The organism is Pseudoalteromonas sp. SR44-5 (assembly GCF_014163675.1).
GTDB classification, from domain to species: Bacteria; Pseudomonadota; Gammaproteobacteria; order Enterobacterales; family Alteromonadaceae; genus Pseudoalteromonas; species Pseudoalteromonas rhizosphaerae.
In genome coordinates this window covers 21,116-37,538 of the sequence record NZ_JACJDT010000009.1, presented here as the reverse complement: position 1 = coordinate 37,538, position 16,423 = coordinate 21,116, and the positions used below count along the sequence as shown (strand labels likewise).

The 16,423-nt window shown below is 40.0% G+C and carries 15 protein-coding genes; 7 read left to right on the top strand and 8 right to left on the bottom strand.

Going from position 1 to position 16,423, the window contains the following annotated elements; translation table 11 throughout:
• Positions 1-29: 29 nt before the first annotated feature.
• Entirely contained in the window at positions 30-1,100 is a 1,071-nt protein-coding gene (locus tag H5154_RS06990; protein WP_182717859.1) for a DUF3083 family protein, read from the bottom strand.
• 511 nt (positions 1,101-1,611) lie between these two features.
• Between H5154_RS06990 and glnS the strand changes: the two genes are divergently transcribed.
• Positions 1,612-3,273 carry a glutamine--tRNA ligase gene (gene glnS / locus H5154_RS06985; protein ID WP_145233878.1) on the top strand — a complete coding sequence of 554 codons (1,662 nt, stop codon included), beginning with the start codon at positions 1,612-1,614 and terminating at the stop codon, positions 3,271-3,273.
• 91 nt (positions 3,274-3,364) lie between these two features.
• Here the strand turns inward: glnS and fur are convergent, their stop codons facing one another.
• From fur to H5154_RS06960, 5 genes are all read right to left on the bottom strand, one after another.
• Positions 3,365-3,805 (bottom strand): ferric iron uptake transcriptional regulator, encoded by a 441-nt coding sequence (fur, locus tag H5154_RS06980; protein ID WP_145233880.1) that lies wholly within the window; start codon positions 3,803-3,805, stop codon positions 3,365-3,367.
• Between the two features lie 186 nt (positions 3,806-3,991).
• A complete protein-coding gene (gene fldA / locus H5154_RS06975) occupies positions 3,992-4,519 on the bottom strand; it encodes a flavodoxin FldA (RefSeq protein ID WP_149981079.1) in 528 nt (175 codons plus the stop codon).
• Positions 4,520-4,533: 14 nt separating this feature from the next.
• On the bottom strand, positions 4,534-4,812 hold the full coding sequence (gene ybfE, locus H5154_RS06970) for a LexA regulated protein (RefSeq protein WP_016709654.1): 279 nt from the start codon (positions 4,810-4,812) through the stop codon (positions 4,534-4,536).
• A gap of 2 nt (positions 4,813-4,814) precedes the next feature.
• Positions 4,815-5,036, bottom strand: a complete 222-nt coding sequence (locus H5154_RS06965) for a DUF2788 domain-containing protein (protein WP_054204660.1) — start codon at positions 5,034-5,036, stop codon at positions 4,815-4,817.
• Positions 5,037-5,135: 99 nt separating this feature from the next.
• The gene (locus H5154_RS06960; protein ID WP_145234106.1) at positions 5,136-5,900 is read right to left on the bottom strand and encodes an alpha/beta fold hydrolase; all 765 of its coding nucleotides are present in this window, start codon (positions 5,898-5,900) and stop codon (positions 5,136-5,138) included.
• A gap of 141 nt (positions 5,901-6,041) precedes the next feature.
• Between H5154_RS06960 and seqA the strand changes: the two genes are divergently transcribed.
• The 6 genes from seqA to H5154_RS06930 all read left to right on the top strand — a co-directional run bounded on the left by seqA (position 6,042) and on the right by H5154_RS06930 (position 13,449).
• A complete protein-coding gene (seqA, locus tag H5154_RS06955) occupies positions 6,042-6,626 on the top strand; it encodes a replication initiation negative regulator SeqA (protein ID WP_182717858.1) in 585 nt (194 codons plus the stop codon).
• A gap of 10 nt (positions 6,627-6,636) precedes the next feature.
• A complete protein-coding gene (gene pgm, locus H5154_RS06950) occupies positions 6,637-8,274 on the top strand; it encodes a phosphoglucomutase (alpha-D-glucose-1,6-bisphosphate-dependent) (RefSeq protein ID WP_182717857.1) in 1,638 nt (545 codons plus the stop codon).
• An 83-nt stretch (positions 8,275-8,357) separates the two neighbouring features.
• Positions 8,358-9,410, top strand: a complete 1,053-nt coding sequence (gene astE / locus H5154_RS06945) for a succinylglutamate desuccinylase (RefSeq protein WP_145233889.1) — start codon at positions 8,358-8,360, stop codon at positions 9,408-9,410.
• A 261-nt stretch (positions 9,411-9,671) separates the two neighbouring features.
• A complete protein-coding gene (locus H5154_RS06940; RefSeq protein WP_145233891.1) occupies positions 9,672-10,886 on the top strand; it encodes a thiamine pyrophosphate-dependent dehydrogenase E1 component subunit alpha in 1,215 nt (404 codons plus the stop codon).
• Entirely contained in the window at positions 10,886-11,863 is a 978-nt protein-coding gene (locus tag H5154_RS06935; RefSeq protein ID WP_182717856.1) for an alpha-ketoacid dehydrogenase subunit beta, read from the top strand. Before H5154_RS06940 ends, H5154_RS06935 begins: the two co-directional genes overlap by 1 nt.
• A gap of 8 nt (positions 11,864-11,871) precedes the next feature.
• Positions 11,872-13,449, top strand: a complete 1,578-nt coding sequence (locus H5154_RS06930) for a dihydrolipoyllysine-residue acetyltransferase (RefSeq protein ID WP_182717855.1) — start codon at positions 11,872-11,874, stop codon at positions 13,447-13,449.
• 65 nt (positions 13,450-13,514) lie between these two features.
• Here the strand turns inward: H5154_RS06930 and H5154_RS06925 are convergent, their stop codons facing one another.
• Both H5154_RS06925 and H5154_RS06920 read right to left on the bottom strand, forming a co-directional pair.
• The gene (locus tag H5154_RS06925) at positions 13,515-14,687 is read right to left on the bottom strand and encodes a putative manganese transporter (RefSeq protein ID WP_149981085.1); all 1,173 of its coding nucleotides are present in this window, start codon (positions 14,685-14,687) and stop codon (positions 13,515-13,517) included.
• 69 nt (positions 14,688-14,756) lie between these two features.
• Positions 14,757-16,382 (bottom strand): M28 family metallopeptidase, encoded by a 1,626-nt coding sequence (locus H5154_RS06920; RefSeq protein WP_182717854.1) that lies wholly within the window; start codon positions 16,380-16,382, stop codon positions 14,757-14,759.
• Positions 16,383-16,423: the final 41 nt, after the last annotated feature.

Sequence of the window (16,423 nt, the reverse complement as noted above, 5' to 3'; positions counted from 1 at the left end):
TAAGGGTGTCATTATCGACAAGCTCGCTATTATAGATAATGATTGATATGTTGAAAAAATCGCACAGTGATATCTTGGCGCTCTTTATTAATAGATAATGGTTCGATGAGTGTACGGATCACACTTTCAACTTGATTCATAAACCGACCGTGGCCAATTCCTTGTTCGTCTTTTTCACTGGCAACAATAACAAAATGCAGTGAATCTACTAGCTTTTCATCATGCCAATAATGACTGTATTGCGTTTTTTGATCGTCGGTTGAAAAGCTCAGCTTTTGCAATTCATGATTGCCATCGTTGTTATCAGTCTTACTGTTTCTAATTATTGGCATCGTACCATTTGCTATCATCGCCGCTAAATGTAAATTTTTGGCGGCGCATTGCTGAATAAATGCGTCATAAAAATACTGGTAAAACTCTGTGAATGTTGGCTTATTAAGTAAATGATGAAACTGAGTTTTAATGGTACGTGTTATTGGGATCGCAAATGTCGTATAAGTCATCTCATTATGTTCTGCGGGGAGTGTACAATGGCGGCTTTGGTAGCGAGGGTAGAGTCCTCTAAGTTTATAACCGTAGCTTTCTTTACATCCTTTCGCTTTGGCGAACAAGTCATAGGTTAAATGCTGATGATCACGCACTTTTATTGCTGTTTCATCGATCAATAATGTGCTTTGTAGGTATTCGAGTACTTTTTTAACACGGGTATGGAATATGGCAGCATTCGCACGCAAGTCTTCACCAGTAGCAAGGAAGAGCAAGCGAATTTTTTTACTGGGTTTGCTGCTGTCGTAAATGCATTTATGCGCTTCATGGTAACGCGGGTTATAAAAGAATAAAATTTGCTTTTCTGTTTGTAAACAATACGACTCTTCATGAAACCTAACAACGGGAAGCTTATCGTTTGCTATCAAATGTACATTGTGTAGCTCGTATTCATCACATGAGGAGAATAGCTGTCGTGCTAAACGTTCATAACATTGCTGTATATTGCTAAAACGTGCGTATAAATCGGCACTGGGTACGAACTCCGCTAAGATATATTGGTTTGCGCGTGCAGTAGTTGGGATATAAACGCGATGCTGTGAAAGTGAAGCCATTATTTTCTCCTTAAAAGAATTACTTTAATGACGCCACTGTAGCTTGGTTGAATGACTGTTTTATTGCGCTAGAACAATTTATCGCCATTAAGAGGTTAAATAACAACCCAGACGTGGTTCTTCAGCTAGTATTTTCCGCTAATCACACAGTATGTAATAAACCCGCATCTATTACTGTATGTTAAGGTTTGTTTTTATAATATACCCAAACCACCTCAATATGCAGAATTCAGCGTTTCACAGGGGCTTAATATCAAGGCGTTACTTTGCAACAATGATAGTCCCTTTTAAGAAGTAACAACGATGAGAGTAAATGCCTGCGAAACGCCCAACGGGTTGGTTTAAAAGCGATTTATACTGCGTTATTGATTTTACCAATAGAACCACTATTATTTGCAATCAATGCCTTGCCTAAATCGCTTTTAATTCCAACTGAAACTCGCATCTTGGGGTGGTTTGGGTATAATGCAGTAGTTTTGTCACCATGCACTATTGTGAGGATTGTATTCCTATGGCGGAAATTGAGAATCGCCCAAGTAACTTTATAAGAACCCGTATTGATGAAGATTTAGCATCAGGTAAACATGCGTCTACACATACTCGTTTTCCACCAGAGCCAAATGGTTTTTTACATATTGGTCATGCTAAATCAATTTGTTTAAATTTTGGTATAGCGCAAGACTACAGTGGTCAATGTAATTTACGTTTTGATGATACTAACCCTGAAAAAGAAGATATTAACTACGTTAATTCAATCAAAGAAGATGTTCAGTGGTTAGGTTTTAACTGGGATGGTGAAATAAAGTATTCGTCAAATTATTTTGATACTTTGTATGACTATGCTGTAGAGCTTATCAATAAAGGCTTAGCCTATGTTTGCTTTTTAACAGCTGATCAAGCGCGTGAATATCGCGGCACGTTAAAAGAGCCTGGTAAAAATAGTCCAACCCGTGATACTAGTCCTTCAGAAAACCTAGCACTATTTGAAAAAATGCGTGCTGGTGAATTTAAAGAAGGCGAGTGTGTACTACGTGCAAAAATCGATATGGCCAGCTCATTTATGGTGCTGCGTGATCCTATTATTTATCGTGTTCGATTTGCACACCATCATCAGACCGGTGATAAATGGTGCATTTACCCAATGTATGACTTTACGCACTGTATCTCAGATGCGCTAGAGGGCATTACCCATTCATTGTGTACACTTGAATTTCAAGATAACCGCCGTTTATATGATTGGGTGTTAGATAACATCAGTCTTGAATGTCATCCACAACAAATTGAGTTTTCAAGGTTAAACCTTGAATACACTATAATGTCAAAGCGTAAGCTAAATGATTTAGTGGTCAATGAGTATGTTGAAGGGTGGGATGATCCGCGTATGCCTACCATTGCAGGTCTTCGCCGTCGTGGTTATACACCAGCATCAATTCGTGAATTTTGCTTACGTATTGGCGTAACCAAACAAGAAAACATGGTTGAAATGGGCATGCTTGAAGCCTGTATCCGTGAAGACTTAAACGAACATGCTCCACGTGCCATGGCCGTTCTCGATCCGGTTAAAATCATCATTGAAAACTATGCTGTTGATACCGTTGAAACCTTATCAATTGCAAATCATCCAAATGATGAAAGTATGGGTCGTCGTGATGTTCCGTTCACCCGTGAAATTTATATTGAACGTGAAGACTTCAAAGAAGAAGCAAATAACAAATTCAAGCGCTTAGTACTTGATAAAGAAGTTCGTTTACGTGGTGCTTATGTTATTAAAGCAGAGCGTGTTGAAAAAGACGAAAATGGCGAAATAACCACGATTTTCTGTAGCTATGATCCACAAACGCTGGGCAAAAACCCAACTGATGGACGTAAAGTGAAGGGCGTTATCCACTGGGTGTCAGCCAGTGAGTCAATCACCGCAGAAGTTCGTTTATATGATCGGTTATTCAGCGTACCAAATCCTGCAGCAGCTGAAGACTTTGCAACAACTTTAAATCCTGATTCATTAGTGGTTTTAGCAAACGCAAAACTTGAGCCATCACTTGCTAATGCAGAGCCTGCACAAGGTTTTCAATTTGAACGTACAGGGTACTTCAGCCGTGATACTAAGTCAGAGAACATTGTTTTTAACCAAACAGTTGGTTTACGTGATTCTTGGACTAAAACGCAGCAGTAGTTTTTTATCCCTTCGCTCAAAGGCGAGGGGATAAAAGTAACAGACATAAAAAAACCTGCAATTTGCAGGTTTTTTTTATTCAGCTAATAAATTATTGGCTATCAGCAAATGCTTTACATGCTGCAGTGTCAGTACACTCGCCATACAGATAAAGAGAGTGGTTGGTTAATTTAATACCATTTTCTTCTGAAATTTCAAGTTGACGACGTTCAATCATTTCATCTTCAAATTCAACAACTTTACCACATTTTAAACATACAAGATGATCATGGTGTGTGCTACCAGAGAGTTCAAATACTGACTTACCGCCTTCAAAATGGTGACGGCTAACAATACCCGCATCATCAAATTGGTTAAGTACGCGGTACACAGTAGCAAGGCCAATTTCTTCACCTAGGTCCAAAAGAATTTTGTAAACATCTTCAGCGCTGATGTGTTGGTTATCTGGAGATTGTAAAATCTCTAAAATTTTAATACGCGGCAAAGTTACTTTTAAGCCGGCTTTTTTTAATTCCAAGTTATGATCAGTCATTAAATCTGTCTCAATTATATTTGGTTATACTAGACACCTTACAAAGATGTACACGACACATTAGCAACGATAAGAATAACGTGCCTAGTCATTAAGTGCAAAGATCAATTGCTAGAAATACTTATAAAATGTGTAATAGGAAAACGAACGTCACTATTTTATACGATTACTAGCAATAAAGTGCATTTAATCAGCAAGTTCACTTAAACACATTTCTTCATAAACTTGTGCTGACCATGCTTTTACACGTTGTTCAGTAAGCTCTGGTTGACGGTCTTCATCAATGCCTAAACCAACAAAATGGTTGTCATCAGCCATGCCTTTCGAGGCTTCAAAATCATACCCTTGTGTTGGCCAATGACCCACAACAATAGCGCCACGCTCAGTAACGATGTCATTGATCATACCCATCGCATCAAGGAAGTATTCAGCGTAGTCTTCTTGATCGCCACAGCCAAAAATAGCCACAAGCTTGCCATCAAAATCAACTTCTTCTAATTCAGGGAAAAAGTCATCCCAATCACATTGTGCTTCACCATAATACCAAGTAGGAATGCCAAATAAGATTAAATCAAATTCTGCGATCTGTTCTTTTGAACTTTTAGCAATATCATGCACAGCCACTAACTTTTTACCCAATTCTTTTTGGATCATTTTAGCTACGTGTTCTGTGTTACCTGTGTCACTTCCGAAAAAAATACCTACACTTGCCATGGATTTAAAACCTTTTATCTATCAATAGCCAATCTTTCTTGTAAAATAGTTTCAATCAGCGCACTGCGGCTAATATTTTGTGCATCGGCCATATCGCTTAACGCTTGATATAACTGCGATGAAACTTTAAATTCGACACGCTTTAAACCACGTGCTTTATCTCTTTTTATTTGATTACGTTTATTTACCTTTAACTGAACCTCCCTTGGTAGGGGATTCGTTTTTGGTCTGCCGGGGCGTTTTTCGTATTCAAATAAATCGAGCGTTGTTCTATCTGTTTCAGACTTAGCCATGGTTAACCCACACCCGCACCTTGCCAAAAAACTTGAATAAGTCCTTTAGCGATAAAACCAGAACACCCTAAAAATAGCACAAGCCATACTACATAACGGCCAAATTTAGGCACATTACCTTTTTTTAGTACGTCTTGGATAGCCATACCGATAAAAAAGAACACACCGGCTAAGCCAAAGTACAACCCAAGGGTATCAAATTCGTTAATTAACTGACTGACCATCAACGTATAACCTTTAAATTAAACGGCGCGTACTATAGCATATAAAATTGTAATAATTTAGTGCGCTAAGTCAAAAATACGTGATTAAATTTTGCTTTATTAAGCCATTAAAAAATCATTGATAGACTTATTAACCGCCATTGGTTTTTGGGCATGCAACCAATGACCTGCGCCATGAATAATTTTTGCTTTTGCGTTGCTAAATTGAGCCATAATAGCTTCACGATATTCAGGCAATATATAATCAGAATCGTTCCCTTTGATAAATAAAGTATCGCATAAACAAGAATCATTTGCTTTAATATTTGCTAAAATATTGCGATATTTTTCACTTAGGGTAGTCAAATTAAAGCGCCACTGCAGTTCACCAAGTTCGTTTTTCGCATAGCTTTTTAGCAAAAACTGGCGAACACCTAATTCAGGTATTAGCTGCGTCATTAATTTATCCGCTTCTTTGCGGTCATTAATAGCATGGCTTTTTACCAGCTTTAATGCCGCAATGATATCATCATGACGACTTTGATATGCAACAGGAGCGATATCTAATACTACGAGCTTATTTACTGAGCTTGGATTAATATGTGCTATTTGCATAGCAACTTTCCCGCCCATAGAATGACCGACTAAATGGGCTTTATCAATACTTAAATGGTCCATTAAGGCGAGTACGTCGTCAGCCATTGCCGGGTAATCCATAATATCACTGTGTGGTGAACGGCCATGGTTACGTAAATCAAGATTCGTTACGGTAAAATTTTCTGCCAATGCATTGGCTATAACATTTAAATTTTCCAGTGAACCAAACAATCCATGGATCAAAATTACATGCGGCCCTTGGCCAGTTTGTTTGTAATTTAACAGCATCACAGTTTCCAAAAACAATTTCATAAAAGTGTGCCTAGTTTGCCTAGTGAAATAACAAATTGCAAAACATAGAGAATTAAATCAGGTTTGGGTATAATCAGCATGGATGAAAAAAATGTGACCCGTAACGACAGGAATAACATGAAAAAAATTGACATAGACGACGAGTTATATCAATACATTGCAAGTAACACTCAAAGTATAGGCGAAAGCGCCTCAACTATTTTACGTCGTTTATTAAATATTCACGGCGAAAATGATTTAGCCGCGCAAGAAAAACCAGAACAGCCCGTCACCCATGAGGTTGCAAAGACGACTCAAACAACTGAACACACCTCATCGACCGAGAATAAAAAGTCAGCCGCTGTCACACCATTGACACAAGCGCATGCCAGTGTTTTTAATATACTCAATAAAGAAGAGTTGGCGATGCAAAAAGGCGTAGTAGGGCGCTTTTTGTTTATTTTATCTGCTTTACATAGAACTCATAAAACTGATTTTTCAGCGGTATTGGATGTGCAAGGGCGTGATCGCGTTTACTTCGCAACCAGCAAAGAAGCGTTAGTAAACAGTGGCAGCAGTATGAATCCAAAAAACATTACCGACAGTGAATACTGGGTAATGACCAACTCAAATACTACCCGTAAGAAAATGATGCTACACGAAGTGGCACTTGGCTTAGGCTATAGTGCTGAACAAGCTGAAAAAATTCGAGACTACTTATAAAGGAAATGTAATGGCGATTCATTCCGGTGCAGGGAAACCTGCAACACAATCAGATTTAGTAAATGTACCAAAATTAGTATCTGCTTATTATTTAAATGAACCCGATCTAGAGCAAAACCCTGAACATTGTGTTGCTTTTGGTACTTCAGGGCACCGAGGTTGTTCATATGATGTGAAATTCAATGAATCTCACATTCTCGCCATTACTCAAGCAATTTGTGATTACCGAAAACAAAATAATATTTTTGGACCGCTATTCTTAGGTAAGGATACGCACGCGTTAAGTGAGGCGGCTTACAATTCAGCGATTGAAGTGCTTGTTGCTAACGAAGTACAAGTGATCACGCAAGAAAACGACGATTTTACACCTACACCGGTGATTAGCCACGCGGTCGTGTGTCATAACAAATTACATCCTCATGAATTAGCTGACGGTATTGTTGTTACACCTTCACATAATCCTCCAGAAGACGGCGGTTTTAAATATAACCCACCTAATGGTGGCCCGGCAGATACTGACGTTACTAAGTGGATAGAAGACAGAGCAAATCAACTACTACTAGAAGATTTAGTTGAAGTTGAGCTATTCCCATTTGCAAAAGCAGCCCGTTCAGGTTTTATTAAATACCAAGATTTAATGACTCCTTATATTGAAGATCTGATTAATGTTGTTGATGTAAAAGCGATTGCAAAAGCAAATATTAAAGTGGGTATTGATCCGCTCGGTGGTTCAGGGATCAACTTTTGGCCTATTATCGCCGAAAAATTTGCTTTAGATTTAACAGTCGTCAATGAAAGTGTCGATCCGCGCTTTGCATTTATGCCACTTGATAAAGATGGCAAAATTCGTATGGATTGCTCATCACCTTATGCGATGGCAAACTTAATCGCCCTTAAAGATGATTTTGATATAAGCATTGGCAATGATCCAGACTATGATCGCCATGGTATTGTAACTCCTGACGGCTTAATGAATCCTAATCACTTTTTAGCGGTTGCCATTGATTACTTATTAAATCATCGTGATTGGTCCAAAAACGTTGAAATTGGCAAGACACTTGTTTCAAGTGCGATGATTGACCGAGTAGTTGCCCGTAATAATCGTCAAGTGCGAGAAGTACCTGTTGGTTTTAAATGGTTTGTCGAAGGGCTAAGTACTGGAACACTCGCGTTTGGCGGTGAAGAAAGTGCCGGGGCATCATTCCTTCGTTTTGACGGTACAGTATGGAATACCGACAAAGACGGTTTCATCATGGGTTTATTAGCCGCGGAAATTTTAGCTGTAACAGGAAAAACTCCATCAGCACTTTATAAAGAGCTTGAGCTCGAATTTGGTGCGCCTATATACAAACGTATAGATGCACCTGCAAGTTCTGCCCAAAAAGAGCGACTTAAAGGGCTAAGTGCGAAAGATGTTACGGCAGATACACTTGCGGGCGAGCCTATTTTACAAAAGCTAACTCATGCGCCTGGTAATAATGCCGCTATTGGTGGTTTAAAAGTAGTTACTGAAAACGGCTGGTTTGCAGCGCGTCCATCAGGGACTGAAGACATTTATAAAATTTACCTTGAATCATTCAAAGGTGAAGAACATTTAGCGCTATTAGAAAAAGAAGCCAAGAAGTTGGTTGATTCAGTGATTAGTTAATACGCTTAGACTATTTTATAACGGCTGATTTATTCAGCCGTTTTTGTTTCTCATTTGCATAATAATATGAAGGCATTTGGATTATGACAGCCAACTCAGAGTATTTAAACGAATTACAACAGCAAGGCGATTTTTTAACTCTCAGCCGTAATAATGAATGGCACTTAGCACCGAGTGCTTTTACTTTAAGTAATGGTACCACTGTAACTATTCATGACACCGGCGTTATAGAGTTTCAACCAAAATGCGCTACTACAATCGATGTGGTACTTTCAAGTGCGATCCATGGTAATGAAACCGCACCTATTGAAATTTGCGATGAATTAATTAAGCGTATTATCTTAGGCGATTTACAACTAGCACAGCGTGTACTGTTTATTTTTGGTAACCCGCAATCAATTAATATTGACAAGCGTTTTGTAGAAGAAAATCTAAACCGTTTATTTAATGGTCATCACACTGTCGAAGGTGTAAAGATGAATAATGAGCGCACACGAGCGGCCAAGCTTGAACAATATGTTAGTGACTTTTATCAACGCGGTGGGCAGCAGCGAGAGCGCTGTCATTACGATTTGCATACTGCTATTCGTGGTTCAAAAAATGATAAATTTGCTGTATATCCATTTTTACATGGTAAACCGTGGAAAAAGTCGCAACTACAGTTTTTATTAAGCTGTGGAGTAAATACGGTGCTAATGATGAAATCACCAGCCACCACTTTTAGTTACTATTCTTCTTTTGTTCATGGTGCAGATTCATTTACCGTTGAACTTGGTCAAGTAAAACCGTTTGGTGAAAATGATATGAGTCGTTTTGCGAAAACCAAAGCGACCCTAATCGCATTAATTAGCCAAAAAGAAGTGATATATAAAGAATTTGATGCAAGTGACTTTGAGTTATTTGCTGTGCACCGATCAATCAATCGCACTGAACACGATTTTTCGTTTCCTTTTTCGGATGATGCCGAGAATTTTACCGGGTTTAGCAAAGGTGATTTACTCGCAACGGATGGTCAGACCTGTTATTACGCAGATGTTGAAGGCGAAGCAATTATATTTCCTAATGCCGATGTTGCCCTTGGACAACGTGCATTATTAACGGTAATACCATTACAACTGACTGATAATATTATTTAATTTGTTGCTTTGCCGATCAGCTCAAATCGTTAACTATATGATTGTATATACTTTATGCTCTTGTATAGTTAACTTTCCAATGCCACTGTCGCCAATTAACTTTGTTTCGTCTATGATTAGTTGAATAACACTTTACGTTAACGTAAAGTGTTAGCAGCTTTAATTTAAATACAGTACAGTTTCTGCAAAGTTTATCCTGCAGAGCACAGCCAATAATAACAACTGACTTGTACTGTTTACGACAACAAAAGAAGGTAGGTTATGAGCAATCCAAATAACGTATCGCTGAATATTAGTCACGATCTTTCATTTATTGACGGTCATGCCTTAAATATTCCGACCTTGAGTATTTTAAACGAGGATGGCGATATCCACGACGGTGCAACAGCCCCCGATATTGATGAAAGTACTGCGCTGCGCTTGTATGAAACAATGCGTTTTATTCGTGCACTTGATGAGCGTATGCAAGCTGCTCAACGCCAAGGCCGGGTAAGCTTTTACATGCAATGTTTAGGCGAAGAGGCGGCAGTGACAGCGTCTGCTGCGGCACTTGATCAAGACGATATGATCATGGCGCAATACCGTGAGCAGGCTGCACTTCATTATCGTGGCTTCACACTTGATCAGTTTATGAATCAAATGTTTTCAAATGAGTTGGATTTAGGTAAAGGTCGCCAAATGCCAATTCACTACGGTTCAAGTGCACTTAATTACATGACTATCTCATCGCCGCTAGGCACTCAAATACCGCAAGCAACAGGTTACGCGTACGGCCAAAAAATTAAACACATAGATGCAAAATCAGGTGAGCTAAGCTCAACGATAGATAACATAACTATCTGTTACTTTGGCGAAGGGGCTGCTTCAGAAGGAGACTTTCATGCTGGTTTAAATATGGCCGCAGTGCATAAGTCACCGGTTATATTTTTTGCTCGCAATAACGGTTATGCGATTTCAACTCCTGCGGATGAGCAATTTAAGGGCGACGGCATCGCTTCTCGTGGCGTAGGTTACGGTATTAAAACGATTCGTGTTGATGGTGCTGATGCACTTGCTGTTTATGCCGCAACTAAAAAAGCCCGTGAACTTGCCACTAAAACAGGTGAGCCGATTTTAATTGAATCGATTGCATATCGCCTTGGCGCGCATTCTACATCAGATGATCCTAGTGGCTATCGTTCAAAAGACGAAGAAGCGAATTATCAGTCTTGTCCAATCGAACGTTTTCGCAAATGGTTAATTAAGCAAAACTGGCTTAATGAAGAAGAAGACAATAAAGCCAAAGAGCAAATTCGTGAAGATATCCTAGCCGCGTTAAAACGCGCTGAAGTGATTGCAAAACCGGCGTTAGAAGAGTTGGTGTCGGATGTATATGATACACCGATCCCTTCTTTGCAACGTCAATACGAGCAATTGAAAACGCATATCAAGCAACACCCCGATGCTTACCCAGTAACTGCAGGGAGAATTAAGTAATGGCTAAAATGAATATGTTACATGCGATTAATTCTGCCCTTGATATAACCATGGCTGAACATCCGCAAGCGTGTATTTTTGGTGAAGATGTTGGCTATTTTGGCGGCGTATTTCGCGCAACGTCTGGACTACAAGACAAATATGGTCAGCACCGTGTATTTAATACACCATTAACCGAACAAGGGATCATGGGTTTTGCTAATGGCTTAGCAGCGTTTGGCGCACCAGCACTTGCTGAAATTCAATTTGCCGATTATATCTTTCCAGCCTTTGACCAAATAGTAAATGAGTCTGCTAAATTTCGTTATCGTAGCGGTAACGAGTTTAATGTTGGCAACCTGACTATCCGTACTCCTTACGGTGGTGGTATTGCCGGCGGTTTATATCATTCACAATCACCTGAAGCTTATTTTGCACATACCCCGGGACTTAAGATTGTTGTCCCTCGCAACCCTTACCAAGCAAAGGGCTTATTACGTGCTGCAATTAAAGATGATAATCCAGTTATTTTCTTTGAGCCTAAACGTTTATATCGTGCATCAACGGGTGAAGTTCCTGAACAAGATTACAGCATTGAACTGGGTAAAGCTGAAATAGTTAGTGAAGGTACGGATGTAACACTACTTGCTTGGGGCGCACAGATGGAAATCATCGAAGATGCTGCAAAACGTGCAAGTGAGCAAGGTATTAGTTGTGAAGTGATTGATCTACGCAGTATTTTACCATGGGATATGGAAACGATTGTTAACTCAGTGACAAAAACAGGGCGACTTATTGTTAGCCATGAAGCACCAATCACTAATGGTTTTGGTGCAGAAATTGCGGCGACAATCCAACAAGAATGTTTTTTGCATTTAGAATCACCTATCTTACGTGTTTGCGGCTTAGATACTCCGTATCCATTAGCGCTTGAAAAAGAATATGTACCTGATGCGTTGAAAGTGCTCGCAGCAATCAAGCAATCGGTCGAATTTTAGGAGTCATCATGGCAAAAGATTTTATTTTACCGGATATCGGTGAAGGTATCGTTGAATGTGAAGTTGTTGAATGGTTAGTAGCCGAAGGCGACACCGTAGCTGAAGATCAACCGATTTGTGATGTAATGACAGACAAAGCACTGGTGCAAATTCCTGCGGTTCATGATGGTGTGATCAGTAAGCTCTATTATGCTAAAGGGGATATTGCTTTAGTGCATGCCCCGCTGTTTGCAATGGATGTAGCTGGTGAGACTACAGCCGATCATACTCAACCAGAAACAACCAGCGCGATAGAACACACGCAAACAAATACTCACGCTGAAGTCGTTGAGGATTTTATCCTTCCCGATATTGGTGAAGGAATTGTTGAGTGTGAAATTGTTGAGTGGTTAGTCAGCGAAGGCGATTTGATAGAAGAAGACCAAGCCGTTTGTGATGTAATGACAGATAAAGCACTGGTACAAATTCCAGCTAAATATACCGGCACAGTGGTAAAACTTTATTATGCTAAAGGGGATGTTGCACAAGTACACAGTCCACTTTTTCAAATGTCGATTGCAGGCACTCAAGCAAACGTTGTCGATATCAATGATGCATTAGTGAAAGCACAAACCAAAGCGGTAGAGCAAAAACCAGCAGTAGTTGAAAAGTCAGTGACAGCCCCTGTAATTAATAAAAAGGCGGTCGCATCACCGGCAGTAAGACGCAAAGCACGTGAACTTGATGTTGATCTAACCACAGTCCCAGGCAGTGGTAAGAATGGCCGTATTTACAAAGAGGACATTGAACAGTTTGTGAAAGGGGAAGTGCCAAATAGTATTGATACATCACCACTGCAAACGAAGCCTGACGTTACGAAAACCACAGCTAGCGACACTGGCGGCATGCGTATTGAGCCAATTAAAGGCATCAAAGCAGCAATGGCTAAACAAATGGTTGCTTCGGTAACGACTATCCCACATTTTACATTTTGTGATGAGATTGATTTAACAACTTTGATTGCTTTGCGCAGTGATTTAAAAGAGCAATATAAGCAACAAGGCGTTAAATTGACAATGATGCCATTTTTCATCAAGGCCTTATCGCTGGCTATGAAAGAATTTCCGGTATTAAACTCGAAAATAAATGATGAATGCACTGAGCTTAGCTACTTTGATGATCACAATATCGGTATGGCAGTTGACTCTAAAATTGGTTTGTTAGTGCCAAATATCAAACAATGTCAAACAAAGAGTATTGTTGATGTAGCCAATGAAGTAACGCGATTGACGGATGCTGCCCGTGAAGGACGTGTTAGCCCTGACGATCTCAAAGGCGGCACAATTAGCATTTCTAATATTGGTGCGATTGGCGGAACAGTTGCGACGCCAATTATCAACAAGCCAGAAGTGGCGATTGTGGCATTGGGTAAATTACAACATCTACCGCGTTTTGATGCCAAAGGGCAAGTGGTGTCTGCTGCAATTATGCAAGTTAGTTGGTCAGGCGATCACCGAGTGATTGATGGGGCCACGATAGCGCGATTCAATAACTTGTGGAAATCGTATTTAGAAAACCCAGCCAAAATGATGATGGCAATGAGTTAAGCGTAGCTCTTAATTATTCATTTTATCAAAGCTCAGCAGTCGCTGAGCTTTTTTATGTCAGTGACTTACACCCCAAAGAAATATAAGCCATAGCCAACGAGTAAAGCGGGAATTGCCGAATATATTGTTGCCACAAATGCGGCACGTGGTGCCATTGCGATTGCAGGGAAAAGGGCATCGCCGTCATTTGATATTGCATTCGCAGCTAAGGCACTAAAGGGAATGATGCCTTGAATATACAATGTAGTTACCACTATTTGTGGTCCACAGCCAGGTAAAAAACCAATCAAAACGGCAATTAAAGGCGCTAAGTATGCATAGTGAGTAAACCAGGCTTTTAAATCCACACCGGCAAATGTTACTAATAACTCAAATAGCATAAATGAGGCAACTACCCATGCCGTAACAAAATGGGTGTCTTGCAAAACTTTATATAGCTTTGAAGGGGGCGTTATAGTCTCTTCTTCTGAAGTTACTTGTTGATAGCTTTGACCTTTAGACGACAGCGCCCAAGTGGTAACAGCCAATAGCGCCATAATAGCGCCAAATAAGGTTATTGATTCAGCAAGTAGAGCATCAAAGGCTGAAAAGTCAGTATTGAAAGCAATCATTATTGCCACAATAAGACTGGGCATCATAATAATTTGCCAAATTGATTTACTGACTATAATTGCCTTACTAGGCTGATTTAAGCACTCATCAGCATAATCATTTTTTGCTGGGCGAAGATAATCTTGCTTATGAAATGCATTGACTAAGGATCCGCTGATAATACCAACGCTTAGGCCAATAATCATAATAAGTAAGCCTTCAAGCGGCTTCGTTGCTAATAGTAAAAATGCAGCATCCCCCATGGTCGCTGTTAATACAGCAACGATAGAGCCAAAGCTCGCTTGTCCTTTGGTAAATTGTGTCACTACTATGATAGCGCCTCCGCAGCCAGGTAAAGCTCCTAGTAGTGAAGCAAAACTAATTTCTAACAAGGGTGATTTTTGGCTTAAATAGCCAAGCTCTAAGTGAGGCAACCGATCGATGGCGTAGTAATAGATAAATAAAGTGACGGCAACAAATATACTAACTTGAAAAAACGCATCACTCATTGCCGTCAATGTCATTGCTCGCAAAGGAGCATAAGCTAAACAACACAACAACAATAGCGGTAATAGCAGCCGTTTATTACTGGTAATAAAATGTGTGGACGCTGGAAAACTAATTTTGGGCAGTGAAAGTGAAAACATAAGTGCAACCTAAAAACTATCTAAGTTGCACTTTAGATTTAAATTAAATGAAAATCAATATCATTTGCGTTATTTTCTTTGGAATTCTGAGTTCGCATTCCATTTGGGCCATTGTGGTTGCTCTGAAATATCAAAACCTACTTGATAAAACAGTTGTAAGTCTTGTACAGCTCCCGATAGATCCCATTCATCACGGTATCTGTCACATGGTTGATGGTAACAACCACGTAGCACTAAGCTCATGCGTTTACGATAATTAGCCGTATCTTCGTCAAGTGCTTCACTGCCACCACCCGCATACATCGCTGGAATACCCATGTTGGCGAAAGCAAAATGATCAGAGCGATAGTACCCGCCTGAAGATGGTTTAGGATCGCCGGATACCGTGCGCCCTTGTGTATTAGCTGCCTGTGCTAATAGCGAGTCCATTTCTGATTTACCAATACCAACCACGCTGATATCTTTTACTTTGCCTAGCAAGTTCAAGCTATCCATATTAATATTAGCGACTGTCTTATTTGCTGCTATCACTGGGTGTGCAGCATAATACTTAGATCCTAATAAACCTTGCTCTTCAGCTGTCACTGCCAAGAAAGTCATTGAGCGGCTAGGGTGCTTTGGTAAGCTTGCAAACGCTTCAGCTACTTCAATTAAGCCTGCAGTGCCTGTCGCATTATCATGTGCTCCATTGTAGATTTGGTCGCCTTTACGGTTTTTATCAGTACCTAAGTGATCCCAGTGTGCTGAGTATATAATATGCTCATCTGGTTTTTCACTACCGGGTAAAGTCGCAATGAAGTTATATGAAATTGATTTTTTGATGGTGTTTTTAACCGCAACAGACGCCGTTAAATCGCCCATATCAACATGATAAGCACCTTTTGCTGCATTGGCTTTCGCACTGGCAAAATCTAAACCTGCTTTAGTGAAAAGCTCGTTAGCAACCTCTGTGGTTACCCAACCTTCAACAGCGACTCTGTCCATATTATTGTTTTCTTTTTGAAAACCAAACTGCTCGCCGCTCCATGAGTTTTCAACCACAGACCAAGGGTAAGAGGCAGGTGCAGTTTCATGAACGATGATAGCCCCAGCAGCACCTTGACGGCTGGCTTCTTCGTATTTGTAAGTCCAACGGCCATAGTAAGTCATGGCATCACCGGTAAACAAAGCAGGATCTTTAGTGGCAAAACCAGGGTCGTTGACTAAAATCACCACAGTTTTACCCTTAACATCTAAACCTGCGTAATCATTCCAATTATATTCTGGGGCATTAACACCATAACCAACAAATACCAGTTCAGAGTCTTTAATACTTTGGCGTTCGCTAATGCGACTGCTGCCCATTACCATGTCTTTTTTATACTGGTAATCTTTGCCGCTGATAGTTAACACCATGTTTGGATCTGCTTCAAGAGACACCAACGGAACTTCTTGTAAAAAGCTGTCGCCATTACCTGGTTGATAACCTAGTTTTTTAAATTCTTCAGTAAGGTAAGCTAGTGTGAGTTCTTCACCTTTTGAAGATGGAGCGCGGCCTCCAAATTCATCGGAGGCAAGCACTTTGACATGCTCTGCGAGTTGTTGGGCATTGATTGAATTATACCCTTTGCTAACATCATCAGAGGTGAGACTTGTTGTTGCACATCCTGCAAGTACCGCAGTTGCAAGGAGTGTCAGAGAAAAATAACGTTTCATAGTCGCTCTTTTTTTGTTTTAAGTGAGCTCAGTATAAGAAC

Bases quoted from the DNA above. Each gene is read 5' to 3' on its own strand.
- fldA (WP_149981079.1), bottom strand. From the start codon at position 4,519: ATGGCAAGTGTAGGTATTTTTTTCGGAAGTGACACAGGTAACACAGAA.
- H5154_RS06925 (WP_149981085.1), bottom strand. From the start codon at position 14,687: ATGTTTTCACTTTCACTGCCCAAAATTAGTTTTCCAGCGTCCACACAT.
- H5154_RS06940 (WP_145233891.1), top strand. From the start codon at position 9,672: ATGAGCAATCCAAATAACGTATCGCTGAATATTAGTCACGATCTTTCA.
- fur (WP_145233880.1), bottom strand. From the start codon at position 3,805: ATGACTGATCATAACTTGGAATTAAAAAAAGCCGGCTTAAAAGTAACT.
- seqA (WP_182717858.1), top strand. From the start codon at position 6,042: ATGAAAAAAATTGACATAGACGACGAGTTATATCAATACATTGCAAGT.
- H5154_RS06965 (WP_054204660.1), bottom strand. From the start codon at position 5,036: ATGGTCAGTCAGTTAATTAACGAATTTGATACCCTTGGGTTGTACTTT.
- pgm (WP_182717857.1), top strand. From the start codon at position 6,637: ATGGCGATTCATTCCGGTGCAGGGAAACCTGCAACACAATCAGATTTA.
- astE (WP_145233889.1), top strand. From the start codon at position 8,358: ATGACAGCCAACTCAGAGTATTTAAACGAATTACAACAGCAAGGCGAT.
- H5154_RS06920 (WP_182717854.1), bottom strand. From the start codon at position 16,382: ATGAAACGTTATTTTTCTCTGACACTCCTTGCAACTGCGGTACTTGCA.
- ybfE (WP_016709654.1), bottom strand. From the start codon at position 4,812: ATGGCTAAGTCTGAAACAGATAGAACAACGCTCGATTTATTTGAATAC.
- H5154_RS06935 (WP_182717856.1), top strand. From the start codon at position 10,886: ATGGCTAAAATGAATATGTTACATGCGATTAATTCTGCCCTTGATATA.
- H5154_RS06960 (WP_145234106.1), bottom strand. From the start codon at position 5,900: ATGCTGTTAAATTACAAACAAACTGGCCAAGGGCCGCATGTAATTTTG.
- H5154_RS06930 (WP_182717855.1), top strand. From the start codon at position 11,872: ATGGCAAAAGATTTTATTTTACCGGATATCGGTGAAGGTATCGTTGAA.
- H5154_RS06990 (WP_182717859.1), bottom strand. From the start codon at position 1,100: ATGGCTTCACTTTCACAGCATCGCGTTTATATCCCAACTACTGCACGC.
- glnS (WP_145233878.1), top strand. From the start codon at position 1,612: ATGGCGGAAATTGAGAATCGCCCAAGTAACTTTATAAGAACCCGTATT.